The organism is Bradyrhizobium australafricanum (genome assembly GCF_020329495.1).
In the GTDB taxonomy this organism is placed as follows: Bacteria; Pseudomonadota; Alphaproteobacteria; order Rhizobiales; family Xanthobacteraceae; genus Bradyrhizobium; species Bradyrhizobium australafricanum.
The window spans coordinates 1-25,981 of the sequence record NZ_JAGKJL010000077.1; the positions used below are offsets into that span (position 1 = coordinate 1).

Genomic DNA, 25,981 nt, shown 5'->3' on the forward strand with positions numbered 1-25,981 from the left:
CCGGGTCTACCGCGGAAATCAACTCCTCGACGCGCTCTCAGACTGCGGTCCATGGACTGTCGAGATCGTCGAGCGGCCTCAAGGCGTCAAAGGCTTCCAGCTTCTGCCGAGGCGGTGGGTGGTTGAACGCACATTCGCTTGGTTCGGCAGATGCCGCCGCCTCGCCAAGGACTTCGAGGCGACGGTGGCAACCGAAGCTGCCTGGCTGCTGATTGCACACATCAGGCTCCTGACCCGCAGACTCGCGGCTGCAGCTAAGGTTGGGTGATTTATGAGTCAGACTCTCAGGATGACGGAATCGACAGCCGTGCGCGCCCATATTGATTGACTCTTCCGCTAATAGTTATAAAACATAACTATTCTGAACGGGAAACAATAACGCCATGGGAAACGCTGCCGGCGGGGGAGACGCCTCGCTGCTCAGGATCGAGACGCGAGGGGCGGTGCTGACGGTCGGGCTGAACCGTCCCGCCAAGCGCAATGCGCTCAACGACGGCATCATCCTGGCGCTGCGGGATTGCTTCTCCGCGATACCGGATGCGGTCGGCGCCGTCGTCATCCACGGCATCGGCGATCACTTCTCGTCCGGCCTCGACCTCTCCGAACTGACCGAGCGCGACGCCACCGAGGGCCTGGTGCATTCCCAGATGTGGCATCGCGTGTTCGACCGCATCCAGTATTGCCGCGTGCCTGTGATCGCCGCACTGAAGGGCGCGGTGATCGGCGGCGGGCTGGAGCTGGCTTGCGCCGCGCATATCCGGGTCGCCGAGCCGTCGGCCTATTTCGCGCTGCCCGAGGGCCAGCGCGGCATCTTCGTCGGCGGCGGCGGATCGGTGCGGTTGCCGCGCCTGATCGGCGTGCCCAGGATGGCGGACATGATGCTGACCGGGCGGGTCTATTCGGCGACCGAGGGCGCCGCCTACGGCTTCTCGCAATATCTCACCGAGGCCGACGGCGCGCTGCCGAAGGCGCTGGAGCTTGCCGAGCGCGTCGCCGCCAATGCGCCGCTGACCAACTTCGCCGTGTTGCAGGCGCTACCGATGATCGCCGAGGCCAATCCGCAGACCGGCCTGTTGATGGAATCGCTGATGGCGACGGTGGCGCAGAGCGACAAGGAAGCCAAGAAGCGCATCCGCGCGTTTCTTGATCGCAAGACCGCCAAGGTGAAGCCGACATGAGCGCCGCGCCGTCTGCGACCACTGCGAGCGCGCATCCGCTGCGCCCGATCTCGTTCGGCAATCCCGACGTCACCGTCGAGCGCCGCGACGACGGCACGATCTACCTCCGACCGAAGCTCAGCCTCGCCGATTTTCCGGTTCGCCTCACCGATCGCCTGCACCACTGGGCGAAGGCCGGGCCGAACCGCGTGTTCATGGCCGAGCGCGCCGCCGGTGGCGGCTGGCGGCAAATCACCTACGCGCAACTGCTCGAGGCTATCAGGCGCATCGCCTCCGCGTTGATCGCGCGCGGATTGTCGGCCGAGCGGCCGATCGTGATCCTGTCGGGCAATTCGATCGACCATGCCCTGATGGCGCTCGGCGCGCTCTATGCCGGCGTTCCGTTCTGCCCGGTGTCGCCGGCCTATTCGCTGGTGTCGCGCGACTATGGCAAGCTCAGCTTCGTCATCAAGCTTCTGACGCCGGGCCTCATCTTCGTCGACGACGCCGACAAGTTTGCCGACGCGCTGCGTGCCAATGTCGGACCCGATGTCGAGATCGCCGCGAGCCGCGGCACCGTGCCCGGCCGTGAGGTGACGCGCCTTGCCGGTCTCTTGGCGACGCCGGAAGACCCGCGCCTCGATGCGGCCCATGCGGCAATCGGTCCGGACACGATCGCGAAATTTCTGCTGACGTCGGGGTCGACTGGCAATCCCAAGGCCGTCATCAACACCCAGCGCATGATCTGCGCTAACCAGGTGATGCTGCGCGAGACGCTCGCATTCCTCAAGGACGAGCCGCCGGTTATCGTCGACTGGCTGCCGTGGAATCACACCTTCGGCGGCAATCACAATGTCGGGCTGACGCTCTATAACGGCGGCTCGATGTATCTCGACGAGGGCAAGCCGATGCCCGGCGGCATCGAGGAGACCGTGCGAAACCTGCGCGAGATTTCGCCGACGGTCTATTTCAACGTGCCCAAAGGCTATGAATCGCTGCTGCCCTATCTGCGCGACGACGCCGGTCTACGGGCAAGATTCTTCGACCGGTTGCATGCGATGTTCTTCTCGGGCGCCGCGCTGTCGCCGTTCATCTGGAGCAGCCTCGATGCGCTCGCCGTGCAGGAGAAGGGCTATCGCGTGCCCATGCTGACCGGCCTCGGCGCCACCGAGACCTCGCCGTTCTTCATGTCGGTGCGTCCCGATACCAGCCGCTCCGGCCATGTCGGGCTTCCGGTGTCGGGCAACGATGCGAAGCTCGTTCCCAACAACGGCAAGCTTGAGGTCCGCGCCAAAGGCCCGAACGTGACCCCGGGCTACTGGCGGCAGCCCGAGCTGACCGCCAAGGCGTTCGACGAGGAAGGCTTTTACAAGTTCGGCGACGCGCTGAAGCCTGCCGACGCTGGTGATCTCGATGCCGGTTTCGATTTCGACGGCCGCATCGCCGAGGATTTCAAGCTGGCGAGCGGCACCTGGGTCAGCGTCGGACCCTTGCGGGCGCGTTTCGTCGGCACCTGCGCGCCGCTGGTGCGCGACGTCGTGATCGCGGGGCTCAACCGCGACGAGCTCGCCGCGATCGTGATCCTCGATCTCGACGGCTGCCGCCTGATCAATCCGCAGCTCGCCTCTGGCGACATCGCCGTCGCGGCCAACGATCCGCTGGTGCGGACGGCCTTCCGCGAGCGCTTCGCGCGCGTCCTGGCCGGCGCCACCGGCTCGTCGAACCGGATCGCGCGCGCCATCCTGCTCGACACGCCGCTGTCGATCGATCGCGGCGAGGTCACCGACAAGGGCTCGATCAACCAGCGCGCGGTGCTGGAGCATCGCACGGACATCATCGAAGCGCTTTATGCGCCGGTGCCGCCGGCATCGGTGATCACACTCGTCTAGTTCTCGAACAGGAGAAAGCCATGCAGTTGAAGGACCAGGCCGCCATCGTCACCGGCGGTGCATCGGGATTGGGCGCTGCGACCGCGCGCCGTCTCGCCGCGCAGGGCGCCAAGGTCGCGGTCTGCGATCTCAACGCCAAGCTCGCCGAGAGCGTCGCGGCCGAGATCGGCGGCATTCCCGTCGTCTGCGACGTCGCCGATGCGGCGGCCGCCGAGGCCGCGGTGGCCGCCGCCGCCAAGGCGCACGGCCCGGCGCGCGTGCTGGTGAACTGCGCCGGCATCGGTGTGGCAAAACGCGTGATCGGCCGCGAGGGGCCAATGGCGCTGGCCGACTTCGACAAGGTGATCAAGGTCAATCTGATCGGCTCGTTCAACATGCTGCGGCTTGCGACCGCTGACATGGCCAAGCTCGAGCCGTTCGCGACCGGCGAGCGCGGCGTCGTAATCTCGACGGCGTCGGTCGCGGCCTATGACGGTCAGATCGGGCAGGCGGCCTATTCGGCGTCGAAGGGGGGCATCGTCGCAATGACGCTGCCGATTGCGCGCGAGCTCGCGCAATTCGGCATCCGCGTGCTGACCATCGCGCCCGGCCTGTTCATGACGCCCCTGCTGGCCGGCCTGCCGCAGGAAGCGCAGGATTCGCTTGCCGCCGCGATCCCGTTCCCGCGCCGGCTCGGCCAGGCCGACGAGTTCGCCTCGCTGGCGCTGCACATGATCGACAATCCCTATCTGAACGGCGAAGTGGTGCGGCTCGATGCCGCGCTCCGGATGGCGCCGCGCTGAAGCATGATCCGGAAGAGCACGAACGCCCTTCCGGATCGCTCATGCTCGATCGAGGATAAACCATGTTCGTCAATCGGCGCGACGTGCAGATCCAGTGGGGCGATTGCGACCCCGCCAACATCGTCTATTACCCGCGCTACTTCGCGATGTTCGACGACTCGACCTCGATCATGTTCGAGGCCGCCGGCTATTCGAAGCAGGACCTCGTCCACAAATACGGCCTGGTCGGCATTCCCATGGTCGACACGCGGGCGAAATTTCACATCCCATCGACCCATGGCGACTGGATTACCATCGAGAGCCGGATCGAGAGCATCAAGCGCTCGAGCTTCGAGGTGGTGCACCGCGTGTTCAAGGGCGAGGCGCTGGCGATCGAGGCGTTCGAGACTAGGGTGCTGGTCGGCCGCCACCCGGACGATCCCGCCAAGCTGAAATCGGCGCCGTTTCCGCAGGAGATCATTGACCGCTTCATGAAGGGCTGACTCGCACCCCCTCATGACTCGACTTTCGGAGCATGATCCTCTCGGAAAACCGGTTTCCACTTTTCCGGATCATGCTCTAAAGAAGGGGCTGAATTGGCCCGCAAAACCGGTTTAAACCCAAAAAACTTAACTGCAGGGAGGAATGAATGAGGAAGGCCACTCTCGTCGCCGCGGCGCTCGCAGCAGCCATCGCGCTGCCGGGCGCGCCCGCACTGGCGCAGACCAATGAAATCACCATCGGCATCTCGATCTCGACCACGGGGCCCGCCGCGGCGCTCGGCATTCCCGAGCGCAATGCGCTCGATTTCGTGCCGAAGGAGATCGGCGGCGTGCCGCTGAAGCTGATCGTGCTCGACGACGGTGGCGATCCGACGGCCGCGACCACCAACGCGCGGCGCTTCGTCACCGAGTCCAAGGCCGACATCATCATGGGCTCCTGCACCACGCCGCCGTCGATCGCGGTGTCGACGGTCGCCAACGAGGCCGGCATCCCGCATTTCGGCCTCGCGCCGTTCCCGATCAACGAGGCGCGCATGAAGTGGTCGGTCGACCTGCCGCAGTCGATTCCGATCATGGGCAAGGTGCTCTACGAGCACATGAAGGCGCACAACATCAAGACCGTCGGCTATATCGGCTATTCGGATTCCTACGGCGACCTCTGGGTCAACGACTTCAAGGCGCAGGCCGTGCCGATGGGCCTGACCATGACCGACGAGGAGCGCTTCGCGCGTCCGGATACCTCGGTCGCGGGCCAGGTGCTGAAGCTCGTCGCCGCCAATCCCGATGCCATCTTGGTCGGTGCTTCCGGCACCGCCGCGGCGCTGCCGCAGACCGCGCTGCGCGAGCGCGGCTACAAGGGTCTGATCTACCAGACCCACGGCGCCGCCAGCATGGACTTCATCCGCATCGCCGGTGCGGCCGCGGAAGGCGTCATCATGTCGGCCGGCCCGATCATGTCGCCGGAAACCCAGCCCGACAGCGCGCTGACCAAGAAGCCCGGCCTCGCGCTGAATACGGCCTATGAAGCCAAGTACGGCGCCAACAGCCGCAGCCAGTTCGCCGGCCACTCGTACGATGCGTTCGAGGTGATGAAGCGCATCATCCCGGTGGCGCTGAAGACCGCCAAGCCCGGCACGCCGGAATTCCGCGAGGCGATCCGCAAGGCCTTCATCTCCGAGAAGGAGATCGTCGCGACCCAGGGCGTCTACAACTGGACCGAAAAGGATCGCTACGGCCTCGACGACCGTTCGCGTATCCTGCTGACGGTCAAGGACGGCAAATACGTCCCGGCGATGTAAGCCGGTCGCGATCCGTGAAGACGAAGGAGCCGGTCCCGATAAAGGGCCGGCTTTTTCATCAGTGAAGTAAGGGTGACGGCGCCTAAATCGCGCTTTCGCCTTCGTGCTGGAAGCCGAGATAGCTCGCGGCGACGCCCTTGTTGGCGGCGATGTCCTTGGCGGTACCTGACAGCACGAACTCGCCGAGCTCCATGACATAGGCGCGGTCGGCGATCTGCAATGCGGCCTGGGCGTTCTGCTCGACCAGCAGCACCGAGACGCCCGCTGAGCGGAGCTCGCCGACGATGCGGAAGATGTCGGCGACGATGATCGGAGCGAGGCCGAGGCTCGGCTCGTCCAACATCAGGAGCTTCGGCGCGCCCATCAGCGCGCGGCCCATCGCCAGCATTTGCTGCTCGCCGCCGGACAGCGTGCCGGCAAGCTGCTTGCGCCGCTCCTTGAGCCGCGGAAACAGCGTGTAGACCCGCTCCAGCGAGGCGGCCGCGACGGCCTTCGCAATCCGGAAGGCGCCGAGCTCGAGATTGTCCTCGACATTCATGGTGCCGAACAACTCGCGATGCTCGGGCACCAGGCTGAGGCCGGTGGCGACGCGGTCCTCGATATCGAGCGGCGCCATGTCGACGCCGGCGAAGCTGGTGCGGCCCTTCAGCGGCAGTACGCCCATGATGGCGTTGAGCAGCGTGGTCTTGCCGGCGCCGTTGGCACCGATGATGGTAACGATCTCGTTCTGGGCGACGTCGAGCGATACGCCGCGCACCGCCTCGACCTTGCCGTAGGAGATGTGGACGTCGGTCACCGATAGCAGCGCACTCATGCGGCGGCTCCGAGATAGGCCTTGATCACGTCGGGATTGCGCTTGATCGCGGCCGGCGTGCCCTCGGCGATCTTGGTGCCGAAATCCAGCACTACGATGCGGTCGGCGAGATCCATCACGAACCCCATGTCGTGCTCGACCAGCAGCACCGACATGCCGCCGTCGCGCAATTGCCGGAGCAGCGTGGCCAGCCGCTGCTTCTCCATGTGGCGCAGGCCGGCGGCCGGCTCATCGAGCAGCAGCAGCATCGGATCGACGCACAGCGCGCGGGCGATCTCGACAATGCGCTGCTGTCCGAGCGACAGCGAGCCCGCGAGCTGGTCGATCTGGTCCGACAGGCCGACGCGCGCGATCTGCCGCGCGGCTTCCGCCAGCAGCCTCGCCTCATCAGCGCGGTCGAGCCGCAGCATGCTGGAGATCGCGCCGGAATTGCCGCGCAGATGCGCGCCGATCGCGACATTCTCCAGCACGGTCATGTCGGGCACCAGCTTGACGTGCTGAAAAGTCCTGGAAACGCCGAGCTTGACCACCTCCTGCGGCGGAGCGTTCGCGACCTCGTTGCCGAGCACGGAGATTTTGCCGCTGGTTGCGGTCAGGACACCGGTGATCAAATTGAAGGTCGTGCTCTTGCCGGCGCCGTTCGGGCCGATCAGCGCGACGATCTCGCGGGCGTTGACGTCGAACGAGACGTCGTTGACCGCGAGCACGCCGCCGAACTGCTTGCGCGCCTTGTCGATGTGCAGAAGGATCGGAGACGTTCCTGGCGCCCGTTCGCGGTGCTCCAGCTTCACGGACGTGTCCGGGGTCTTGCGGGCGGGCTTGAACGGCAGCCGCGACATCAGCCAGGGCCATACGCCCTGGGGCGCGAGCTGCAGCAGCAGCACCAGCATGATGCCGAACACGATGGTCTCGAGCTGGCTCTGGCCGCCGAAGATGTAGGGCAGGTAGCTCTGCAGCACCTCCTTGAGGATCACGACGATGCCGGCGCCGAGCACGCCGCCCCAGACGTAGCCGGCGCCGCCGACCACGGCGATGAACAGATACTCGATGCCGGCCTGCGCGCCGAACGGCGTTGGGTTGGCGGCGCGCTGGAAATGCGCATAGAGCCAGCCGGACAGGCCGGCCAGCACCGCGGCATAGATGAACACCAACAGCTTGGCGCGGGGCGTCTGCACGCCGAACGCTTCCGCCGCAACATGGCCGCGCCGCAAGGCTCGGATCGCGCGCCCGGTGCGGGAGTCCAAGAGGTTCATGGTCAGCAGCGCGGACAGCAGCACCGCGACCCAGATCGCGTAGTAGATCGCATCCGGGCTCAGCATCTTGAACGAGCCGATCGACAGCGGGGGAATGCCGGAGATGCCGTCGTTGCGGCCGAGGAATTCGAGCTTGCTGAACAGATAGAACAGCCCGATGCCCCAGGCGATGGTGCCGAGCGGCAGATAATGGCCGGATAGCCGTACCGTGACGATGCCGAGCAGCACGGCGGCGATGCCGCTGACCAACAGCGAAGCCGGCAGCGTCAGCCAGGGCGAGACGCCGTAGGCGGTGGTCAGCACCGCCGTGGTGTAGGCGCCGAAGCCGCAGAATGCGGCCTGGCCGAACGAGGTCAGGCCGCCGACGCCGGTGAGCAGCACGAGGCCCATCGCGACCAGCGCGGCGAGGCCGATATTGTCGAGCAGCACGATCCAGAACGGCGGGATGCCCGGGACAAGCGGAATCACCGCCATCACGAGCGCGAAGATGATGAGGGGAAGGCGCTGCGTCATCGCGCTCAATCCTTCTCTTCTTCGACCTCGGGCGCCGCGAGCGAGCGCAACACGAGCACGGGGAGGATCAGCGTGAACACGATGACTTCCTTGAAATTGCTGGCGTAGAACGACGAGAAGGCCTCGACGATGCCGACCACGATGGCGGCGACCGCGGTCAGGGGATAGCTGACCAGGCCGCCGATGATGGCGGCGATGAAGCCCTTCAGGCCGATCAGGAAACCGGTGTCGTAATAGAGCGTGGTGATCGGCACGATCAGGATGCCGGAGATCGCGCCGATGACGGAGGCGAGCAGGAACGCGATCTGGCCGGACAGCGTGGTGCGGATGCCGACCAGGCGGGCGCCGAGGCGGTTGACCGCGGTGGCGCGCAGCGCCTTGCCGGTCTTGGTGTAGCCGAAGAACAGCCACAGGGCGACGATGAAGCCGATCGTCAGGCCGTAGACCGCAAGGCTCTGCCCGGTGAAGCGCAGCGGGCCGGCGGTTACTGCGGCATTCGACAGCGCAGGCGCGCGCAGGCCTTCGGCGCCGAAGAACACCAGGCCGAGGCCCTGCAGCGCCAGATGGCAGCCGACCGAGGCGATCAGCAGCACCAGCACGGAAGTGTGCGCGATCGGCTGGAACGCGATGCGGTAGAGGAACAGCCCGATCGCCGCCACGATCAGGAGCGCGAGCGCGATGTTGACGGCGATCGGCGTGCCGGGACCGACCAGCGCGTAAATCAGACCGAGCAGTGCGACGGGAAACACGATGTTGAGCGCGACCGAGCGGATCACCAGCCGCGCATGCAGCGCGTTGCGGGCGAAGAACAGGTCGAGGGCGAAGGCGACGAGGCCCATCGCGACCGCAAGCCGTGCGGTGCCGGGCACCTGGCCGGTCGCCAGCATGGCGTAGCTCAGCGCGCCGTAGGTGACGAATTCGCCCTGCGGGATCAGGATCACCCGCGTGACCGCGAACACCAGCACCAGGGCCAGCCCCAGCAGTGCGTAGATCGCGCCATTGGTGATGCCGTCCTGCAGCAGGAACAGCATGATCGTTGTGTTCAAGGCCGAGCGCTCCCCCTCAAGCGTCGGACCGCCTCGACCGGTTGTGCCGGTCAGGTCGGCCGATATCGGCTGTTGAAAGCTGCCGACATTTGATATAGTCCATAACAATTATTAGATATAATCTCAAGGTCCCCGAGTGTCGTGCGGGATTCTTGTAGCGGGATTGCGAGCCTGGAGCGATGACTGTTTCCAAGACCGCCACCGATGCCCTCCGTTCGTCGCGGGCCCTGCGCAGGGAACCGGCCGATTCTGCCGGGGACGACAGCATGCTGCAACTGGGCGAACTGTCCGGATTGCTCGGCTATTCGTTGAAGCGCGCGCAGCTCAGGGTATTCGAGGACTTCCTGCGCTGCGTCGCGCCGCTGCAGCTGACGCCGGCGCAGTTCTCGGTGCTGCTTCTGCTCGACAAGAATCCGGGCCGCAACCAGACCGAGATCGCCAACACGCTCGGCATCCTCAGGCCGAATTTCGTCGCGATGCTCGACGCGCTGGAGAGCCGCGACCTTTGCGCGCGGATGCGCTCCACCAACGACCGCCGTTCCCACATCCTCGTCCTGACCGACAAGGGCCGCGCCGTGCTGGCGCGCGCCAAGAAGCTGGTCGCCAACAAGCACGAGGCGCGGCTGATCGAGGTGCTCGGTCCGGCCAACCACGCCGCGCTGCTGGAGATGCTGGCGAAGCTCGCGCAGGAGTTTTGAGGGGGCGTGACGGCCCGTCCGCTCGAAATGACGCGTTGGGTTGACACATATCCGGCATGCGGCGCCGCCAGTCGGCGAACCATCGCGGTCTAAAGCTTGTAGCCGATGTTCCGCAGCAGATCCTTCCGCCACGCAATGTCGGCGTCGGTTTCGACACCCAGCGGCGAGGCGCCATCCACCACGCCGAGCACGCCGCGCCCGAGCTCCGTCTGCGCGACGATCACCTGTGTTGGATTGGCCGTCGAGCAATAGATGCGGCAGACCTCCGACACTGCGCGCACCGCCGGCAGCACGTTGACGGGAAAGAACCCGTCGCCGAGGAAAATCAGGAAGGTGTGACCGGCGCCGATCGCCAATGCGTTGTCGCGTGCCAGGGCGAGCGAGGCGTCGTCGTTACCGGAGCAGCGCACCAACCGCTTGCCGGAGGCCTCGCAGAAAGCCAACCCGAACCGGATGCGCGGAACCGTGCCCACCAGCGCTTCGTGAAGGTCTTCCACGGTCTTGATGAAATGCGACTGGCCGAAGATGAAGTTGGTCTCATCCGGCTTGACGATGGGCACCACGGTGAGTTCCATGGCTTCGCTCCTGCACGCGAACTCCCCAATCCATGGTAGGCTGTCGGAGGGCGTTTGCAAGCGGCCACAGGCGCTCAAATGTGCCGGCTGTCTGCTTCGGCTCACGCCGACCAGCGTCCGTACTCACGACGGCTCTCAAGGGGGGCCGGAAATCGCCGGGAGGTTGCGCGCCGAAGGGCGGCAATTGTGGTATCCTCCGTCAAGCGCGATGGCCCGTATGTTGCCCGGCCCCTCGCAAATGGCCGCGAAGCGTACCGAGCGTTGCTAACGGATCTGAAGGGAGCGCTTCCGGGGGCTCGAGGAGGATCAACGCCGTGAAGCGGGACTTCGACCTCATCGTCTATGGCGCGACAGGTTACACCGGGGGTCTCATCGCCGAATATCTGGCGACATCCTATCGCGGCGACGATGCTCTGTCCTGGGCAATTGCGGGACGCTCGACCGACAAACTCCAGAAAGTGCGTGCCGACATCGGCGCACCGGACGATTTGCCGTTGGTGAAGGCGGATGCCGCCGAGCCGGCCAGCCTGCGTTCGATGTGCGAGCGCGCGGCCGTGGTCGTCACCACGGTCGGGCCCTATCAGCTTCACGGTCCCGAGCTAGTGGCGGCATGCGCGGCCACCGGCACGGCCTATGTTGATCTTTGCGGCGAACCGGGCTGGATGCGGGGTATGATCGACGCCCATCACGAAGAGGCAAAACGGACCGGCGCGCGCATCGTCTTCTCCTGTGGCTTCGATTCCATCCCGTTCGATCTCGGTGTGCTCACGTTGCAGGAGAAGGCGCGCGAGAAATACGGACGCCCGGCGCGGCGAGTGAAGGCCCGTCTACGCAAGGTGAGGGGTGGCATGTCTGGCGGCACCGCGGCGAGCGCTCAGGCGACGCTGGCCGCCGCGGCGCGCGACCCGGCCCTGATCCGGCTGCTGACCGATCCCTTCGCGTTGACGCCGGGCTTCATTGGGCCGTCTCAGCCGTCGGGCCTCGTCCCCGAATATGACACAAGCATGCACGCGTGGCTCGTGCCGTTCCCGATGGCGCCGATCAACACCAAGAACGTGCACCGCACGAACTTCCTGTTGGGCCATCCCTACGGCAGGGACTTCGTTTATGACGAGATGATGGTGGCGCCGGGACTTGGGGACATCGCGAGCGTGACGACGGAGACGTTCGCCACGGTGGTGTCCTTGTTCGGGACCGGCGGTCTCAAACGCGGCGCAGGCCCGACCCGGGAAGCGCGCGAGAGGGGCTTCTACGACATCTTCTTTCTGGGCGAGGTGCCCGATGGCGGACGGGTCGAAGCCGTTGTCACCGGCGACCGCGATCCGGGCTATGGCTCGACCAGCAAGATGATCACCGAAAGCGCTCTCTGCGTCGTGCGCGATGTGCAGGGCGAGGGCGGCATCTGGACGCCGGGCGCGCTGATGGGGCCGGCCTTGCGCAAGCGTCTAAAGGAGCGCGCCGGCCTCACTTTCAGTGCGCGTTGAGGTCACGCAGTCGGCAGGTATAGCGGTCCGTTCGGCTAAAAAAGCGACTAGAGGGCGACCATACGATCTTCCGCTACGATACTTGACCTTGGCTCCGACTCTTCTGCTTGCAAGGAAGGCAGCCCTAATCCAGGGCCAAGCAATTGACGGCAGCGAAGCAGCGCCGCAAATCCGGACAGTGCGTCGAGACCGGTCCGGAGCAGCATCGGTAACTCGCTCGGCTGTTTCATTGTCGCACGGAGCAGCGCGGCGAGATCGATCGTCCCGTTTGCACGCACTGCGGACAGGGCGGCGGCAGGAAGCTGCCGACCGGCCGGATCCATGATCACGCGGACGGCAGCCATAGGGAGGCCGCGCGCTGCAGCGACACTCGCCGCCACATGGGATTCGTTATCGACCGCCAGCGCGCCTGTACTCATATGCAGCGAGCGCTTCGCTTCTGGATGCATGGCGACCGTGGTCACTCCAGCAATAGGGCCATAAATCGAACCGGGGATGAGTCGAAGCAAGGCTTGCGACCAGTCCCGATCAGTGAAGAGCTGAATCGTTTCCGAAACGATCGTCGATGCTACGACGCATGCGCCTGCCGGGAGGTCGGGCGAAAGGCCGCCCGCGACGCCAAAGCTGATAAGACCGCAGCAATCCTCAGCAACTGCCGACGCGAGAGACTCCGCGAGCGTGCTGCCATCGCCACTGCAGATCGCCTGCGTATGCAGGTCTGCAGCGATCCGCGCCTCAAATGCAAGTCCCGTGACTCCAATCACCGCTGCCATGAGTCCGCTCCCCGGATGCCGCGCTGGACGGCGGGTGTCCGCGCATGCGGGTCGTATCAGGAGTGTTCTGCTCCAACGCCAAATCGCAAATGACTAACGAGTTAGTTTCTGACGGATATGTTAGCTGCATTGTTTTGGCGCCGTGATAAATGCTGCCCTAGGGCCGGGATCCGTGGCGAGCGTGATATCGTGCCGGAAGCTGCAACAGCGCACTTGACGAGCCAAATCGGCGACCTCACCGGACGCGAGCCGATGCAATGTCCGCCGCGTCTCCAAGTCATCGTGCGGAATGATTTGGAGCATTGTCCGCGCTGGCAGTTCGCCTTCGCGAGCGAGCGCAAGGATCATCGATACTATGAGTTGGTCGAGGATACCCTTCATCCCGAGTTCGACTACCGGTATTTCCTCATCAAAGATGCGGTTGACCAGGTTTGTGCTGTACAGCCATTCTTCCTAATGGACCTGGATTTGCTGGCCGGTGCGAGCCCGCGGTTTGGCGTGCTCATCGACGCCATTCGCCGGGTGTGGCCAGGTTTGATGCGCGCCCGTGCGCTCATGGTGGGGTGCGTTGCCGGGGAAGGTCATCTTGACGGGGACGAGGCCTGCCATCGAGGCTGCGCGGAACTGCTGGCCTCTACGATTGCAATACATGCTGGCAGGCTCGGGGCGCGGCTGATCGTGCTCAAGGAGTTTCCGGCGCGATACCGACCAATCCTCGACTGCCTGATCGCTCACGGCTTCACCCGCATCCCCAGCCTGCCCATGACCAGGCTTTGCATCGATTACGCCAATTTCGATGACTATATGAATCATGCGCTTAACAGCGCAACCCGTAAGAAACTTCGCAAGAAGTTTGAGGCGACAGCGCGGGCCTCTCCATCCGTCGAGATGAACGTCGTCAACGACGCGACGCCGGTGATCGCGCAGATCTATCCATTGTATTTCCAAGTCTATCAGCGTTCGAAACTGCACTTCGAGAAGCTGACGGAACAATACTTCTGCGACTTGGGGCGGCGGATGGGGGACAAGGTCCGCTTCTTCCTCTGGCGTCAGAACGAGCGGGTCGTCGCGTTTGCCGCATGCATGGTACATGGTGACGCGATCTATGCGGAGTACATAGGTCTCGACTACGATGTCGCCTTAGACCTGCACCTCTATCATTATGTGTTTCGCGACATGGTGAGCTGGGCAATCGCCAACGGGTACAAATGGTTTCGCAGCAGCGGGCTGAACTATGATCCAAAGCTGCACCTGAGGCACTTGCTTGATCCGATCGACTTATACGTTCGGCACACCTCCGCGCCAATCAACTCAGTGTTGAAGCGCATTTTGCCGGTGCTCGAGCCGACGCGATATGACGAGACGCTTGCGAAGTTTCGTAACTATCAGGAGCTTTGGGCGCAGCCCGAGACTGGCCTTGGGTCCGCCGAGGATACGGCCTAATCCACCAAAATCACCCGCACGTCATTGACGTTGGTCAGCGTCGGTCCGGTCAGCAACAAATCCCCGGTCTGGGCGAAGAACCCCGTCGCATCGTTGTTCTCGAGATAGGCCTTCGGATCGAGGCCGATCGATTTCATCTTCGCGAATGTCGCCTGGTCGATCACGGCGCCGGCCGGGTCGGTCGCGCTGCCAGCGCCGCCGTCGGCGCCGTCGGTATCGGCGGCCAGTGCCGCGACGTCGGGCGTATCCTTCAGCAGGCCGGCCAGCGCCAGCGCGTATTCCTGGTTGGGGCCGCCGCGGCCATTGCCGCGCACCGTCACCGTCAGCTCGCCGCCGGAGATGATCGCAACGCGCTTGCCTTCGCTGCGCGCCTTCAGCGCCAGCCGCGCATGCTCGGCCGCGATCTCGCGGGCCTCGCCTTCGAGATCGGCGCCGAGCGCGATGGTCTCGTAGCCGGCCTGCTGCGCGACCTTTACGGCGGCGTCGATCGAGGCCTTCGGCTTTGCCAGCAGTTCGAATGCCGCCCGCGCGAAGGCGGCATCGCCGGGCTTGCAGCTTTCGTTCGCGGGATCGTCGAGCGCGCGGCGGACCGCGTCGTCGATGGAGAGATTGTATTTGGCGACCAGTGCGCGGGCGTCCGCCAGCGTGGTCGGATCCGGCACCGTCGGCCCGGAGGCGATCGCGGAGGGATCGTCATGCGGCACGTCCGATATCGCCAGCGTGACGATCTCGGCCGCGTGCTGGCCGGCGCGCGCCAGCCGTCCGCCCTTGATGCGCGAGAGATGCTTGCGCACGGTATTCATCTCGCCGATCGGCGCGCCGGAGCGCAGCAGCGCACGGTTGACCTGCTGCTTCTGCGCGAAGCTCACGCCCTCGACCGGCGCGATCCAGTTCGCCGAACCGCCGCCGGTCAGCAGCACCAGCAGGAGATCGTCCGGGGTCGCGGTCGCGGCGAGCCGCAGCGTGTCGTCCGCCGCCTTGAGCCCGGCCTCGTCGGGCACCGGGTGACCGGCCTCGACGACCTTGATGCGGCGGGTCGGCACGCCATGGCCGTGGCGGGTGGTGGCGATGCCGACCAGCCGCGACGGATCGAGCTCGAGCGCGTCGAGATAATGCCGCTCGGCCGCCGCGGCCATCGCCGCGGCGCCCTTGCCTGCGCAGAGACAGATCACCCGTCCCTTCGGCACCGGCCGCAGCCGCGACGCCAGCACGACGTCGGGATGCGCAGCCGCCACAGCGGCATCGAAGATCGAACGCAGGAGAGGACGACGGTCGGTCATGGTTGTGCCTTATGTAACGCGGTCAGTGTCCGCCGACTTCGCCGCTGATGACGTCGCCGAACAATTGCCAGCGCTCGCCCTTGAACTGCATCAGCTGGAGCTGTTCGATCGGCTGGAAGTCGGCAGGCCCGGTCGACAGCGTCACGCCGGGCAGCAGGCCGCCCTGCGCGAATTGCTTCAGGCTCGCCGCCTGCTTCATCACATTGGCGCGGGTGAGGTCGTCACCGCAGCGGCGCAGCACCTCGACCATCGTGGTCGCCATGTTGTAGCCGGTCATCGCCGAGGCATCGACGCGGTTGGTGTCAGGCATGTATTTGGCGAGCAGTTCGTCGAACGCCTTCATGCCGGCGTCGTCCTTCCATTGCGGATCGCTGGCGTCCTTGGCGTAGGCGGCCGAGATCACGCCCTGCGCATTGTCGAGGCCGGCCGGACGCATCACGGTCGCGGTGGAGGCCGAAACGTTGGAGACGATGGTCACCGGCTTCCAGTTCATCTCGCCGAGCTTCTTGATCGCCTGGGCGCCGAATTTCGGCGTGGTGAAGAAGACGATGACGTCGGGATTTGAGGATTTCAGCCGCACCACATGGGAATCGATCGTCGGCTCGGCGACTTCATAGCTCTCCTTGGCGACGACGCGCGCGGGGTCGCTGGCGAAGCCGTCTTCCAGGCCCTTGAGGTAGTCCTTGCCCATGTCGTCGTTCTGGTAGAGCACCGCGACCTTGGTGGCGGGCTTCTCCTTGAGCAGATATTTCGCGTAGATCCGCGACTCGCTCTGATAGCTGGGCAGCCAGCCCATGGTCCATGGGAAGGCCTTCGGATCGTTCCACTTGGTCGCGCCGGTGGCGACGAACAGCTGCGGCACCTTCTTGGCGTTGAGATATTTCTGGATCGCGGTGTTGGAGGCGGTGCCGAGCGTGCCGAACAGGAACAGCACCTCGTCGCTCTCGACCAGCTTGCGGGCCTGCTCGACGGCCTTCGGCGGCGAGTAGGCGTCGTCATAGGAGACGAAAGTGATCTTGCGCCCGTTGATGCCGCCGTCGTCGTTGACCTTCTTGAACACCGCGGCCATCGCCTTGCCGACCACGCCATAGGCAGACGCCGGGCCGCTATAGGGCACGATGTTGCCGATCTTGATCTCGGTGTCGCTCGCACCGGTGTCGTATTTCTTCTGCGCCCATGCGGCATTGCCGGACGCGGCGGCGACGGCGAGGCCGAGCAGGGCGGTTGCGACACGGTGTCGGATCGGCATCGGCATTTCCCGAAATCTCCTTGTTGTTGCCGCCGCGCAAGGGCGCCGGTTTCTTGTCGGGGTTCTTGCCGGTTTACCTAGCGTATTGCCGGGCAAAGTGTAAGCAGGCATTGCCTCTGCCGGCCTGCGAGCGGGCCATGGCTTTAAATTCCGGTTTCTGACGCGTTTTCTTCGCACGAACCGCTACCCGCTTCGCCCGGAAACGCGCCAACAAAAAGCCCCCTGCGACGGTATCGCAGGGGGCCATTCCTGGTCGGAGGGCGGCGGGAAATCAGCCGCCGACATCGGCGCTGATGACCTCGCCGAACAGTTCCCATTTCTCGCCCTTGAACTTCATCAGCTGCAGCTGGCTGATCGGCGCGAAATCGTTCGCCGCGGTGTTGATCTTGACGCCAGGCAGCAGCACCTCGGTGCGGAAGTCCTTCAGGCTTGCGGCCTGCTTCATGATGTTCTCGCGGGTGAGGTTGTCGCCGCACTGCTTCAGCACCTGGACCAGCGTCTGCGCCACGCCGAAGCCGACCACGGTGCCGCCGTCGAGCTTGTCGCCTTCGGGGAAGTCCTTGGCCATGAAGGCGTAGAACTCCTTCATGCCGGGGTCATTGTCCCATTGCTTGTCGGAGGCGTCCTTCAGGTAGGCGGCGGAGATGATGTCCTGCGCGTTCTCGAAGCCGGCCGGCTTGATCACGCTGCCGACCGAGGCCGACACGTTGTTGAGGAAGTGGGTCGGCTTCCAGCCGATCTCGGCGACCTTCTTGATCGCCTGGGCCGCGAATTTCGGCGTCGCGATGTCGATGAAGACGTCGGCGTTGCTCGCCTTCAGCTTGACGATGTTGCTGTCGATGGTCGGCTGGGAGGTCTCGAAGCTTTCTTCTGCAACGATCATGCTGGCGGCCTTCTGGCCAAGCCCGTCCTTCAGGCCCTTCAGGTAGTCCTTGCCGTAATCGTCATTCTGGTAGAGCACCGCGATCTTGGCATTCGGCATGTTCTTCAGGATGTACTTGGCGTAGATCTGGGTCTCGCTCTGGTAGTTGGGCTGCCAGCCCATGGTCCAGGGAAAGTCCTTCGGGTCGTTCCACTTGGTGGCGCCGGTGGCGACGAACAGCTGCGGCACCTTCTTGGAGTTCATGTATTTCTGGATCGCCGAGTTCGACGGCGTGCCGAGCGAGTTGAAGATCAGCAGCACCTCGTCGCTCTCGACCAGCTTGCGGGCCTGTTCCACGGCCTTCGGCGGCGAGTAGGCGTCGTCGTAGGAGATGAAGTTGATCTTGCGGCCATTGATGCCGCCGGCGTCGTTGACCTTCTTGAAATAGGCGGCCTCGGTGCGGCCGATGACGCCATAGGCGGACGCCGGGCCGCTGTAGGGCATGATGTTGCCGATCTTGATCTCGGTATCGCTGGCGCCGGTGTCGTATTTCTTCTGGGCAAGCGCAGCGCTGCCGGATGTCGCGACGAGCGCGAGCGCGGCCCCGAGGACCGCAAGTTTTTTGGTAGCGGACATCTATGTCTCTCTCCCTGTTTGTCATGTGTCTCGGCCCTCTTGCTTGGAGAGCTCTTTGTTTGGCTGCAGTGATTATCATTTTAGGCGGTTCGTCTCAATGAGAAGCCCCTGCGGCAAACGCCGCAGGGGCGGTATCTTTGGTCGACCTTCCCGGCCTAACCGCCGACGTCGGCGCTCAAGACTTCGCCAAAGCGCTCCCAGGTCTCGCCCTTGAAGCGGATCAATTGCAGTTGCGAAAGCGGCGCGAAATCGGTCGCCGAGGTGTTGACCTTGACGCCGGGCAGCAGGCCGCCGGGCTCGTAATCGCGAATGCTGGCCGCCTGCTTCATGATGTTCTCGCGGGTCAGATTGTCACCGCAGGCCTTGAGCACGTGGACCAGGCCCTGCGAGACGATATAGGCGTACATCACGGAGGCATCGGCCCGGTTCGCTTCCGGATAGTACTTATCGAGGAATTCGTTCCAGGCGATCATCGCCTTGTCGGTCTTCCACTGCGCGTCGGTCGGATCCTTGAAATATTGCGACGAGACGATGTCCTGGGCGTTCTCGAAGCCCGCGGGCTTGATCACGCTGCCGATCGATCCGGAGACGTTGTTGAGGAAGTGCAGCGGCTTCCAGCCGAGCTCGGCATTCTTCTTGATCGCCTGCGCGGCGAACTTCGGCGTCGTGATGTTGAAGAATACGTCGGCGCCGGAGGCCTTGAGCCTGACGATGTGGGAGTCGATGGTCGGCTCCGTCACCTCATAGCTGTCCTCGGCGACGATCATCGACGCGGCCTTGGCGCCGAGCCCGTCCTTGAATCCCTTCAGATAGTCCTTGCCGTAGTCGTCGTTCTGGTAGAGCACCGCGATTTTGGCATCCGGCTTGTTCTTCAGGATGTACTTCGCATAGATGATGGACTCGCTCTGGTAGTTGGGCTGCCAGCCCATCGTCCAGGGGAAATTCTGCGGGTCGTTCCACTTGGTGGCGCCGGTGGCGACGAACAGTTGCGGCACCTTCTTCTGGTTCATGTATTTTTGGATCGCCGAGTTCGGTGGCGTGCCGAGCGAATTGAAGATCAGCAGTACCTCGTCGCTCTCGACCAGCTTGCGCGCCTGCTCGACCGTCTTCGGCGGAGTGTAGGCGTCGTCGTAGCTGATGAAGGTGATCTTGCGGCCGTTGATGCCGCCCTCGGCGTTGATCTTGCGGAAATAGGCCTCCTCGGTCTTGCCGATCACGCCATAGGCTGAGGCCGCTCCGCTATAGGGCATGATGTTGCCGATCTTGATCTCGGTATCGGAGGCGCCGGTGTCGTATTTCTTCTGGGCAAGCGCCGCGCTGCCGGATGCGGCGACGAGCGCAAGCGCAGCAGCAAATGCCGTCAATTGTCGTATTGCAGACATGCCGTTTCTCTCCCTGATTGCCGATGATGTGTCGCGGCCCCCTGTTTCGAGGGCTCATTATTGGTCGTAAAAAACTATCATCTTACCTGGGGTGTCTCAATGAAAAGCCCCTGCGGCGTTGCCGCAGGGGCTGCGTCTTTAGTCGACCACCCTCAAGGCGGGCCGCTGCTCAAAAATCCGCCAACGCGTTCGCGTGTGCGTGGAGCCAACCGCAGAGATTGCGGACGAGTAAAGCGACGCCGTTGAGTTGAGCGCGCGGATCGAACAGACCGACGTGTCGATCAGTTGCTCAGATTGCTCGAAATGATGTCCCCGAACAGCTCCCACTTTTCGCCCTTGAACCGCATCAGGCGCAGTTGCTTGATCGGTGCGAAATCGGTGGCCGAGGTGTTGATGCTGATGCCCGGCAGCAGCGTGCCGGGGACGAAATCCTTCAGGCTTGCGGCCTGCTTCATGACATTGGCGCGGGTGAGGTCGTCACCGCACATCTCCAGCACCTTCACCATGGTCTGTGCGGCGGCGTAGCCGAACGAGGTGGCGCCGTCGAGCTTGTTGGCGTCGGGATAATTCTTCTTGAGGAAGGCGAGGAATTTCTCCATGCCGGGATCCTTGTCCCACTGCGGATCGGCGCCGTCCTTGAGATAGGATGCCGATAGGATACCCTGCGAATTCTCGAAGCCCGCCGGCTGCATCACGCCGCCGACCGACGCCGAGACATTGGCGACGATCTGCAACGGCGTCCACGCGATCTCGGCGGCCTTCTTGATCGCCTGTGCCGCGAATTTCGGCGTCGTGATGCTGACGAAGGTGTCGGCACCGGTGGCCTTCAGCTTGACGATGTGGCTGTCGATCGTGGGCTCGGATGTCTCGTAGGCCTCCTCGGCGACGATCATCGATGCCTTGTCGCCGAAGGCGTCCTTCAAGCCCTTGAGGTAGTCCTTGCCGAAATCGTCGTTCTGGTAGAGCACGGCGACCTTGGCGTCGGGCTTGTGCTTCATGATGTATTTTGCGTAGACCCGCGCCTCGTCCTGGTAAGACGGCTGCCAGCCCATGGTCCACGGATAATCTTTCGGGTCGTTCCACTTCGAGGCACCGGAGGCGATGAACAGCTGCGGCACCTGCTTCTCGTTCATGTATTTCCGGATCGCCGCATTGGTCGCGGTCCCGACCGAGCCGAACAGCAGCAGCACTTCGTCGTTCTCGACCAGCTTGCGCGCTTGCTCCACCGTCTTGGGCGGCGAGTAGCCATCATCGTAGGAGATGAACTTGATCTTGCGGCCGTGGATGCCGCCGGCATCGTTGATCATCCTGAAGTAGGCGGTCTCGGTCTTGCCGATCGTGCCATAGGCCGAGGCGGGGCCGCTGTAGGGCATGGTGTTGCCGATCTTGATCTCGGTGTCGCTGGCCCCGGTGTCGTATTTCTTCTGCGCCAGCGCGACATTGCAGCTCGTCAGGATCAGAGCGAATGCGGACAACAGCGCCGTCAGGGACGGACGTGCGGCAGTCATGGTTTCCCCACCTCGGGTTCTTTGTTTGGAGTATTCAATACCATCGGCGCGGGGCGTCAACAAAAAGCCCCCGCGACGGATATCGCGGAGGCTGTTGTTTTATTCCCGCAGTGCAACGTCACTCGGAGGGGACGTCGCCGGAAATGATCTCACCGAACAGTTCCCACTTCTGGCCCTTGAAGCGCTGCATCTGCAGCTGGGCGATCGGGGCGAAGTCGGTGGCCGAGGTATTGATCTTGACGCCGGGCAGCAGGGTGTCGGGCGTAAAGTCCTTCAGGCTCGCCGCCTGCTTCATGACGTTGGCGCGGGTGAGATCGTCGCCGCACATTTCGAGCACCTTGGCGAGCGTCTGTGCGGCGCCATAGCCGTACACATAGCCGCCGTCGGTCTTGTCGGCGCCCGGCATGTACTTGTCGAGAAACTCGGCCCACTTCTTCATGCCGGGGTCGTTGTTCCACTGCGTGTCGGCACCGTCCTTGGCGTAGGCCGCCGACAGCACGCCCTGCGCGTTGTCGAAGCCGGCCGGCTGCATCACGCTGCCGACCGAGGCCGACACGTTGGTGATGATCTGCAGCGGCTTCCAGCCGAGCTCGGCGGTCTTCTTGATGGTCTGCGCGCCGAACTTCGGCGTGGTGTAGATCAGCAGCACGTCGGGATTGGCGGCCTTGATCTTGACGATGTGGCCGTCGATCGACGGCTCCGAAATCTCGTAGCTCTCCTCCATGATGATGCTGGAGGCCGCCTTGGCGCCAAAGCCGTCCTTGGTGCCCTTGAGGTAGTCTTTGCCGAAATCGTCGTTCTGATAGAGGATCGCGATCTTGGCGTCGGGCTTCTCCTTCATCAGCCACTTGGCGTAGATCTGCGCTTCGCTCTGGTAGCTCGGCTGCCAGCCCATGGTCCACGGGAAGTTCTTCGGGTCGTTCCACTTGGTGGCGCCGGTCGCGACGAACAGCTGCGGGATCTTCTTGGAATTCAGGTATTTCTGGATCGCGGTGTTGGACGGGGTGCCGAGCGGGTTGAAGACGAGCAATACCTCGTCGCTCTCGACCAGCTTGCGCACCTGTTCGACCGCCTTCGGCGGCGAATAGGCGTCGTCATAGCTGACGAAATTGACCTTGCGGCCGTTGATGCCGCCGCGATCGTTGATCATCTTGAAGTAGGCTTCTTCGGTCTTGCCGATCACGCCGTAGGCGGAGGCTGGTCCCGAATAGGGGATGATGTTGCCGACCTTGATCTCGGTATCGCTTGCGCCGGTGTCGTATTTCTTTTGGGCGAATGCGGCAGTGGACGTCGCGGCAACAGCGACGATCGCCGCGGAAATCGCGGCGATCCGAACGGTAGAAAGCATAATATCTCCTAGTTTGCTTCTATAGGCTGTCAGTTTTTCTTGAACTTTGCGGCCAGTTGCTGGGCAACGATCGCGACCTGCCTGGCGCCGTGCGGCACGAGGAAGATGACGAGGAACAGCAGCACGCCGAACACCGCGCCCGACAGGCCCTTCGAAATACCCTCGGCGATGTTGGGCACGAAGATGATGAAGGCGGAGCCTACGATCGAGCCGGGCAGCCAGCCGACGCCGCCGACCACCATGCCGAGGAACAGCGAGATCGCGAGCTGGATGGTGTAGCCGTCGGGTGCCACGAACTGCACCGCGATGGCGCCGAGACCGCCGGCAACGCCGGTGATGCCGGCCGAGACGCCGAACGCCAGCGTCTTGTACAGCGCGACGTCGACGCCCATCGCGGAAGCCGCGATCTCGTTGTCGCGGATCGCCATGAAGGCGCGGCCGGAGCGCGAGCGCAGCAGGTTCACCGAAGCGATATAGATCGCGATCGTGACCACCAGCGTGAAGTAATACAGCCACATGTCCTGCCCCATCGGCAGGCCGAACGGCGCATCCGGCTTGGTGACCACGAGGCCCTGCACGCCGCCGGTCCAGTGCTCGAAATAGCCCAGCTTCAGAAGCTGCGGCATCGCGGTGGCTAGCGCAAAGGTCGCGAGCGCCAGATAGACGCCGGAAAGCCGCAGCGCCGGCTGGCCGAACAGGAAGCCGAAGCCGAAGCAGACGATGCCGGCGATCGGCAGCGTGAGGGCATAGTTCATGCCCGCATGCTCCATCATTATCGCCGAGGTGTAGGCGCCGACGGCGTAGAATGCGCTCTGGCCGAGCGAGAACTGGCCGGAGCCACCGGTCAGGATGTTGAGCGCCAGCACCGCGAGGCCGTAGATCAGAAGCATCGTCATCTGGAAGATGATGAAGTTCTTGACGAACAGCGGGATCAGGATCAGCGCGGCGAGCACGACGAGCGAGGTGCCGTAGCCCAGCGTCATGGCGCGCTTGGGAACGGCCTCGACGGCCTGGCCTTCGGTGACGACTTCGACTTCTTCAGCGGCGCTCATGATCAAACTCGCTTCACGATGGCGCGGCCGAACAGGCCTGCCGGTTTCACGACCAGGACGACGATGATCAGCGCAAGCGCGATCGGAAGTTTCAGTTCATTGCCGACGCCGGGGATGTAGGTGCCGACGAGGTTCTCGAAGACGCCGACCAGGAAGCCGCCCATGACGGCGCCGAACGGGCTCGACAGGCCGCCGAGCACGGCTGCGGCAAATCCATAGATCAGCACGCCGAGCATCATGTTAGGCTCGAGGAACACCACAGGTGCGATCATCATGCCGGCGATCGAGCCGATCGAGGCGGCCATGCCCCAGCCCAGCGCGATCATCCACGAGGTGTTGATGCCGACCAGCCGGGCCGATTCCGGCAGCGATGCGGCGGCGCGCATCGCAAGACCGACCCGGGTGAAGCGGAAGAAGAAGAACAGCAGGAGCAGCATCAACAGCGTGATGCCGATCATGCCGGCCTGATGGGTCGAGATCAGCTGGCTGCCGAGGAACGGTGAGGAACCGAACGGCGTCGGATACTGCTTGATGGTGAAGTCCCAGATCAGGCCGGCGACCGAGTTGATGATCGCGTAGAGCGCGATGAAGCCGGCGACGTTGGTCAGGATCGGCGCCTTCGCCAGCGGCTTGAACAGCAACCGCTCGATGACGATGCCGGCGGCAAACGAAAAGGCGACGGTGAGCACGAAGGCGCCCCAATATGGCACGCCCCATTGCATCAGCTGCCAGGACACGAAGGTCGAGAACATCGCCATTTCGCCCTGGGCGAAATTCAGATGGTCGATGGCCTGGTAGATCATGACCACCGCGAGCGCCATGCAAGCATAGATCGCGCCGGTGGCGATGCCGGCCAGGACCTGGTTGGCAAAAAGCTCCATTGTGCCAGCTCCCTCAGTAGCCGAGATAGGATTTGCGGACGTCTTCGTTGTTCGCGATGTCCTTGGCATTGCCCGACATCACGATCCGTCCGGTTTCGATCACGTAGGCCTGGTCGGCGAGCTCGAGCGCGAGCTGCGCATTCTGCTCGACCACCAGGATGGTCACCTTTTCCTCGCGATTGATCTTGCCGAGGATGCGGAACAGGTCGCGTACGATCAGCGGCGCGAGGCCGAACGACGGCTCGTCGAGCAGCATCAGGCGCGGCCGCAGCATCAGCGCGCGCGCCACCGCGAGCATCTGCTGCTCGCCGCCGGACAGCGTGCCGGCCTGCTGGGTGTAGCGCTGCTTCAGCACCGGGAAATGCTCGTACATCCGTTCGATGTCGGCGCCGATCGCCTTCTTGTCCGGGCGGCTGATGGCGCCGAGCTGCAGGTTTTCCTCCACCGTCATGTTGGTGAAGGTGCCGCGGCCCTGCGGCACATGGGCGATGCCGAGGCGGACCACGTTTTCGGTCGAGCGCGTGCCGATCGGCTTGCCCTCGAACTCGATCGCGCCGGTGGAGCGCACCATGTTGCAGATCGCCCGCAGTGTGGTGGTCTTGCCGGCGCCGTTGGCGCCGAGCAGGGTGGTCAGCGAGCCCTCGTTGAGCGAAAAGGAGAGGCCGTGCAGGGCCTGGACCTGGCCGTAATAGGCGCGCAGGTCCTTGACGTTGAGCATCGTGGTCATTGGTCCTTGCTCCCCAGATAGGCCTTGATGACATCAGGGTCGGCCTGGACCTGGGCCGGCGTGCCTTCGGCAAGCTTGCGGCCGAAATTGAGCGCGACGACGTGGTCGGCGATCGACATCACGAGACCCATGTGATGCTCGACCAGCAGCACGGTGATCTTGCGGTCGTCGCGGATTTTGCGGATCAGGTCGCCGAGCACGTAGACTTCCTCGTGATTGAGGCCGCCGGCCGGCTCGTCGAGCAGCAGGATCTTCGGATCCGCGGCCAGGGCGCGCGCCAGTTCGACGCGCTTCTGGGTGCCGAACGGAAGTCCCGAGACCAGGGTGTGGGCGACGTCCTCGAGATCGAGATAGCCGAGGATGTCGTGCACCTTCTTGTTCATGTCGGTCTCGCCGCGGCGGACCCAGGCGAGGCGCAGCGAGTCGCTGACGATGTCGCTCGAGGTGCGCGCATGCGCGCCGACGCGCACATTGTCGATCACGGACAGGTTGGGGAACAGCGCGACGTTCTGGAAGGTGCGGCCGATGCCGATCTCGGCGATCCGGTGCGGCGGGCGCGACAGGATGCTCTTGCCTTCCATCAGGATGTCGCCGGACGACGGCTGATAGAGCCGCGACAGACAATTGAACAGCGTCGTCTTGCCGGCGCCGTTCGGCCCGATCAGCCCGAGGATCTGTCCATGGCGCATGTCGAACGACACGCCGTTCAATGCGATGATGCCGCCGAACACGACGCTGACGTCGCGAACCGCGAGCAGGGGATCATTCCCCTGCGCGAGCTGTGCCTGCGTCATCTCGTCTCGCCCGCCGTCTTCGAGCGGTGCGAGCGGCCCTGCGATGCGTTTCGCT

General features: G+C 64.0%; 24 protein-coding genes. 9 read left to right on the forward strand and 15 right to left on the reverse strand.

Translation table 11 applies throughout. The annotated features are described in order from the left end of the window. From J6525_RS39910 to J6525_RS39935, 6 genes are all read left to right on the forward strand, one after another. Positions 1-268, forward strand: a 268-nt coding sequence (locus J6525_RS39910; RefSeq protein ID WP_225645595.1) for a transposase, incomplete at its 5' end; no start/stop codon positions are given. Between the two features lie 115 nt (positions 269-383). Beyond that, positions 384-1,178, forward strand: a complete 795-nt coding sequence (locus J6525_RS39915) for a crotonase/enoyl-CoA hydratase family protein (RefSeq protein WP_028336538.1) — start codon at positions 384-386, stop codon at positions 1,176-1,178. Next, entirely contained in the window at positions 1,175-3,046 is a 1,872-nt protein-coding gene (locus J6525_RS39920; protein WP_225648737.1) for a feruloyl-CoA synthase, read from the forward strand. The genes J6525_RS39915 and J6525_RS39920 overlap by 4 nt, the downstream gene beginning before the upstream one ends. Positions 3,047-3,066: 20 nt before the next feature. Next, on the forward strand, positions 3,067-3,828 hold the full coding sequence (locus J6525_RS39925; protein ID WP_225648738.1) for an SDR family NAD(P)-dependent oxidoreductase: 762 nt from the start codon (positions 3,067-3,069) through the stop codon (positions 3,826-3,828). Positions 3,829-3,890: 62 nt separating this feature from the next. Beyond that, positions 3,891-4,310, forward strand: a complete 420-nt coding sequence (locus J6525_RS39930) for an acyl-CoA thioesterase (protein WP_028336535.1) — start codon at positions 3,891-3,893, stop codon at positions 4,308-4,310. 146 nt (positions 4,311-4,456) lie between these two features. After that, a complete protein-coding gene (locus J6525_RS39935) occupies positions 4,457-5,608 on the forward strand; it encodes an ABC transporter substrate-binding protein (RefSeq protein ID WP_092085353.1) in 1,152 nt (383 codons plus the stop codon). Positions 5,609-5,690: 82 nt separating this feature from the next. Here J6525_RS39935 and J6525_RS39940 read toward each other — a convergent pair whose 3' ends face one another. From J6525_RS39940 to J6525_RS39950, 3 genes are read right to left on the reverse strand one after another with little or no spacing between them, the layout of a single operon-like run. After that, positions 5,691-6,422, reverse strand: coding sequence for an ABC transporter ATP-binding protein (locus tag J6525_RS39940; RefSeq protein WP_225648739.1), 732 nt, complete (start codon positions 6,420-6,422; stop codon positions 5,691-5,693). Beyond that, a complete protein-coding gene (locus J6525_RS39945; protein WP_225648740.1) occupies positions 6,419-8,188 on the reverse strand; it encodes a branched-chain amino acid ABC transporter ATP-binding protein/permease in 1,770 nt (589 codons plus the stop codon). The genes J6525_RS39940 and J6525_RS39945 overlap by 4 nt, the downstream gene beginning before the upstream one ends. A gap of 5 nt (positions 8,189-8,193) precedes the next feature. Then, positions 8,194-9,234, reverse strand: a complete 1,041-nt coding sequence (locus J6525_RS39950; RefSeq protein ID WP_225648741.1) for a branched-chain amino acid ABC transporter permease — start codon at positions 9,232-9,234, stop codon at positions 8,194-8,196. A 179-nt stretch (positions 9,235-9,413) separates the two neighbouring features. Here J6525_RS39950 and J6525_RS39955 point away from each other — a divergent pair, with 179 nt between their 5' ends. Further along, positions 9,414-9,932, forward strand: a complete 519-nt coding sequence (locus J6525_RS39955; RefSeq protein WP_028336531.1) for a MarR family winged helix-turn-helix transcriptional regulator — start codon at positions 9,414-9,416, stop codon at positions 9,930-9,932. An 89-nt stretch (positions 9,933-10,021) separates the two neighbouring features. Here the strand turns inward: J6525_RS39955 and J6525_RS39960 are convergent, their stop codons facing one another. After that, positions 10,022-10,507: an adenosine-specific kinase gene (locus J6525_RS39960; protein WP_225648742.1), complete on the reverse strand. Its 486-nt coding sequence runs from the start codon at positions 10,505-10,507 to the stop codon at positions 10,022-10,024. 314 nt (positions 10,508-10,821) lie between these two features. Here J6525_RS39960 and J6525_RS39965 point away from each other — a divergent pair, with 314 nt between their 5' ends. Beyond that, on the forward strand, positions 10,822-11,991 hold the full coding sequence (locus J6525_RS39965) for a saccharopine dehydrogenase family protein (protein ID WP_225648743.1): 1,170 nt from the start codon (positions 10,822-10,824) through the stop codon (positions 11,989-11,991). Positions 11,992-12,038: 47 nt separating this feature from the next. Here the strand turns inward: J6525_RS39965 and J6525_RS39970 are convergent, their stop codons facing one another. Continuing rightward, positions 12,039-12,764, reverse strand: a complete 726-nt coding sequence (locus J6525_RS39970) for a phosphorylase family protein (protein ID WP_225648744.1) — start codon at positions 12,762-12,764, stop codon at positions 12,039-12,041. A gap of 213 nt (positions 12,765-12,977) precedes the next feature. On the opposite strand from J6525_RS39970, the gene J6525_RS39975 reads away from it, so the two are divergent. Then, entirely contained in the window at positions 12,978-14,207 is a 1,230-nt protein-coding gene (locus J6525_RS39975; RefSeq protein ID WP_376708628.1) for a GNAT family N-acetyltransferase, read from the forward strand. On the opposite strand, the gene J6525_RS39980 is transcribed toward J6525_RS39975, so the two are convergent. The 10 genes from J6525_RS39980 to J6525_RS40025 all read right to left on the reverse strand — a co-directional run bounded on the left by J6525_RS39980 (position 14,204) and on the right by J6525_RS40025 (position 25,926). Then, positions 14,204-15,487: a glycerate kinase type-2 family protein gene (locus J6525_RS39980; RefSeq protein ID WP_225648747.1), complete on the reverse strand. Its 1,284-nt coding sequence runs from the start codon at positions 15,485-15,487 to the stop codon at positions 14,204-14,206. The genes J6525_RS39975 and J6525_RS39980 overlap by 4 nt on opposite strands. Before the next feature lie 22 nt (positions 15,488-15,509). Then, positions 15,510-16,736, reverse strand: coding sequence for an ABC transporter substrate-binding protein (locus tag J6525_RS39985; protein ID WP_376708627.1), 1,227 nt, complete (start codon positions 16,734-16,736; stop codon positions 15,510-15,512). A gap of 271 nt (positions 16,737-17,007) precedes the next feature. Then, the gene (locus tag J6525_RS39990; protein WP_057016010.1) at positions 17,008-18,234 is read right to left on the reverse strand and encodes an ABC transporter substrate-binding protein; all 1,227 of its coding nucleotides are present in this window, start codon (positions 18,232-18,234) and stop codon (positions 17,008-17,010) included. A gap of 155 nt (positions 18,235-18,389) precedes the next feature. Beyond that, positions 18,390-19,616 carry an ABC transporter substrate-binding protein gene (locus J6525_RS39995; RefSeq protein ID WP_076832477.1) on the reverse strand — a complete coding sequence of 409 codons (1,227 nt, stop codon included), beginning with the start codon at positions 19,614-19,616 and terminating at the stop codon, positions 18,390-18,392. A gap of 281 nt (positions 19,617-19,897) precedes the next feature. Then, the gene (locus J6525_RS40000) at positions 19,898-21,124 is read right to left on the reverse strand and encodes an ABC transporter substrate-binding protein (protein ID WP_225648748.1); all 1,227 of its coding nucleotides are present in this window, start codon (positions 21,122-21,124) and stop codon (positions 19,898-19,900) included. A gap of 118 nt (positions 21,125-21,242) precedes the next feature. Then, the gene (locus J6525_RS40005) at positions 21,243-22,472 is read right to left on the reverse strand and encodes an ABC transporter substrate-binding protein (protein WP_225648749.1); all 1,230 of its coding nucleotides are present in this window, start codon (positions 22,470-22,472) and stop codon (positions 21,243-21,245) included. 29 nt (positions 22,473-22,501) lie between these two features. Beyond that, a complete protein-coding gene (locus tag J6525_RS40010) occupies positions 22,502-23,524 on the reverse strand; it encodes a branched-chain amino acid ABC transporter permease (RefSeq protein WP_225648751.1) in 1,023 nt (340 codons plus the stop codon). Between the two features lie 2 nt (positions 23,525-23,526). Next, complete coding sequence (locus J6525_RS40015) at positions 23,527-24,405, reverse strand: branched-chain amino acid ABC transporter permease (RefSeq protein ID WP_028339071.1); 879 nt, start codon at positions 24,403-24,405, stop codon at positions 23,527-23,529. A gap of 13 nt (positions 24,406-24,418) precedes the next feature. Next, entirely contained in the window at positions 24,419-25,132 is a 714-nt protein-coding gene (locus tag J6525_RS40020; protein ID WP_038384532.1) for an ABC transporter ATP-binding protein, read from the reverse strand. Beyond that, positions 25,129-25,926 carry an ABC transporter ATP-binding protein gene (locus J6525_RS40025; protein WP_225648753.1) on the reverse strand — a complete coding sequence of 266 codons (798 nt, stop codon included), beginning with the start codon at positions 25,924-25,926 and terminating at the stop codon, positions 25,129-25,131. The genes J6525_RS40020 and J6525_RS40025 overlap by 4 nt, the downstream gene beginning before the upstream one ends. Between the last annotated feature and the right edge of the window lie 55 nt (positions 25,927-25,981).

Excerpts from the sequence above, each read along its gene's own strand:
- J6525_RS39970 (WP_225648744.1), bottom strand. The coding sequence starts at position 12,764 with ATGGCAGCGGTGATTGGAGTCACGGGACTTGCATTTGAGGCGCGGATC.
- J6525_RS39935 (WP_092085353.1), top strand. The coding sequence starts at position 4,457 with ATGAGGAAGGCCACTCTCGTCGCCGCGGCGCTCGCAGCAGCCATCGCG.
- J6525_RS39925 (WP_225648738.1), top strand. The coding sequence starts at position 3,067 with ATGCAGTTGAAGGACCAGGCCGCCATCGTCACCGGCGGTGCATCGGGA.
- J6525_RS39960 (WP_225648742.1), bottom strand. The coding sequence starts at position 10,507 with ATGGAACTCACCGTGGTGCCCATCGTCAAGCCGGATGAGACCAACTTC.
- J6525_RS40025 (WP_225648753.1), bottom strand. The coding sequence starts at position 25,926 with ATGACGCAGGCACAGCTCGCGCAGGGGAATGATCCCCTGCTCGCGGTT.
- J6525_RS39940 (WP_225648739.1), bottom strand. The coding sequence starts at position 6,422 with ATGAGTGCGCTGCTATCGGTGACCGACGTCCACATCTCCTACGGCAAG.
- J6525_RS39915 (WP_028336538.1), top strand. The coding sequence starts at position 384 with ATGGGAAACGCTGCCGGCGGGGGAGACGCCTCGCTGCTCAGGATCGAG.
- J6525_RS40010 (WP_225648751.1), bottom strand. The coding sequence starts at position 23,524 with ATGAGCGCCGCTGAAGAAGTCGAAGTCGTCACCGAAGGCCAGGCCGTC.
- J6525_RS39990 (WP_057016010.1), bottom strand. The coding sequence starts at position 18,234 with ATGTCCGCTACCAAAAAACTTGCGGTCCTCGGGGCCGCGCTCGCGCTC.
- J6525_RS39920 (WP_225648737.1), top strand. The coding sequence starts at position 1,175 with ATGAGCGCCGCGCCGTCTGCGACCACTGCGAGCGCGCATCCGCTGCGC.
- J6525_RS39955 (WP_028336531.1), top strand. The coding sequence starts at position 9,414 with ATGACTGTTTCCAAGACCGCCACCGATGCCCTCCGTTCGTCGCGGGCC.
- J6525_RS39985 (WP_376708627.1), bottom strand. The coding sequence starts at position 16,736 with ATGCCGATCCGACACCGTGTCGCAACCGCCCTGCTCGGCCTCGCCGTC.
- J6525_RS40020 (WP_038384532.1), bottom strand. The coding sequence starts at position 25,132 with ATGACCACGATGCTCAACGTCAAGGACCTGCGCGCCTATTACGGCCAG.
- J6525_RS40000 (WP_225648748.1), bottom strand. The coding sequence starts at position 21,124 with ATGACTGCCGCACGTCCGTCCCTGACGGCGCTGTTGTCCGCATTCGCT.
- J6525_RS39930 (WP_028336535.1), top strand. The coding sequence starts at position 3,891 with ATGTTCGTCAATCGGCGCGACGTGCAGATCCAGTGGGGCGATTGCGAC.
- J6525_RS39995 (WP_076832477.1), bottom strand. The coding sequence starts at position 19,616 with ATGTCTGCAATACGACAATTGACGGCATTTGCTGCTGCGCTTGCGCTC.
- J6525_RS39945 (WP_225648740.1), bottom strand. The coding sequence starts at position 8,188 with ATGACGCAGCGCCTTCCCCTCATCATCTTCGCGCTCGTGATGGCGGTG.
- J6525_RS40015 (WP_028339071.1), bottom strand. The coding sequence starts at position 24,405 with ATGGAGCTTTTTGCCAACCAGGTCCTGGCCGGCATCGCCACCGGCGCG.
- J6525_RS40005 (WP_225648749.1), bottom strand. The coding sequence starts at position 22,472 with ATGCTTTCTACCGTTCGGATCGCCGCGATTTCCGCGGCGATCGTCGCT.
- J6525_RS39980 (WP_225648747.1), bottom strand. The coding sequence starts at position 15,487 with ATGACCGACCGTCGTCCTCTCCTGCGTTCGATCTTCGATGCCGCTGTG.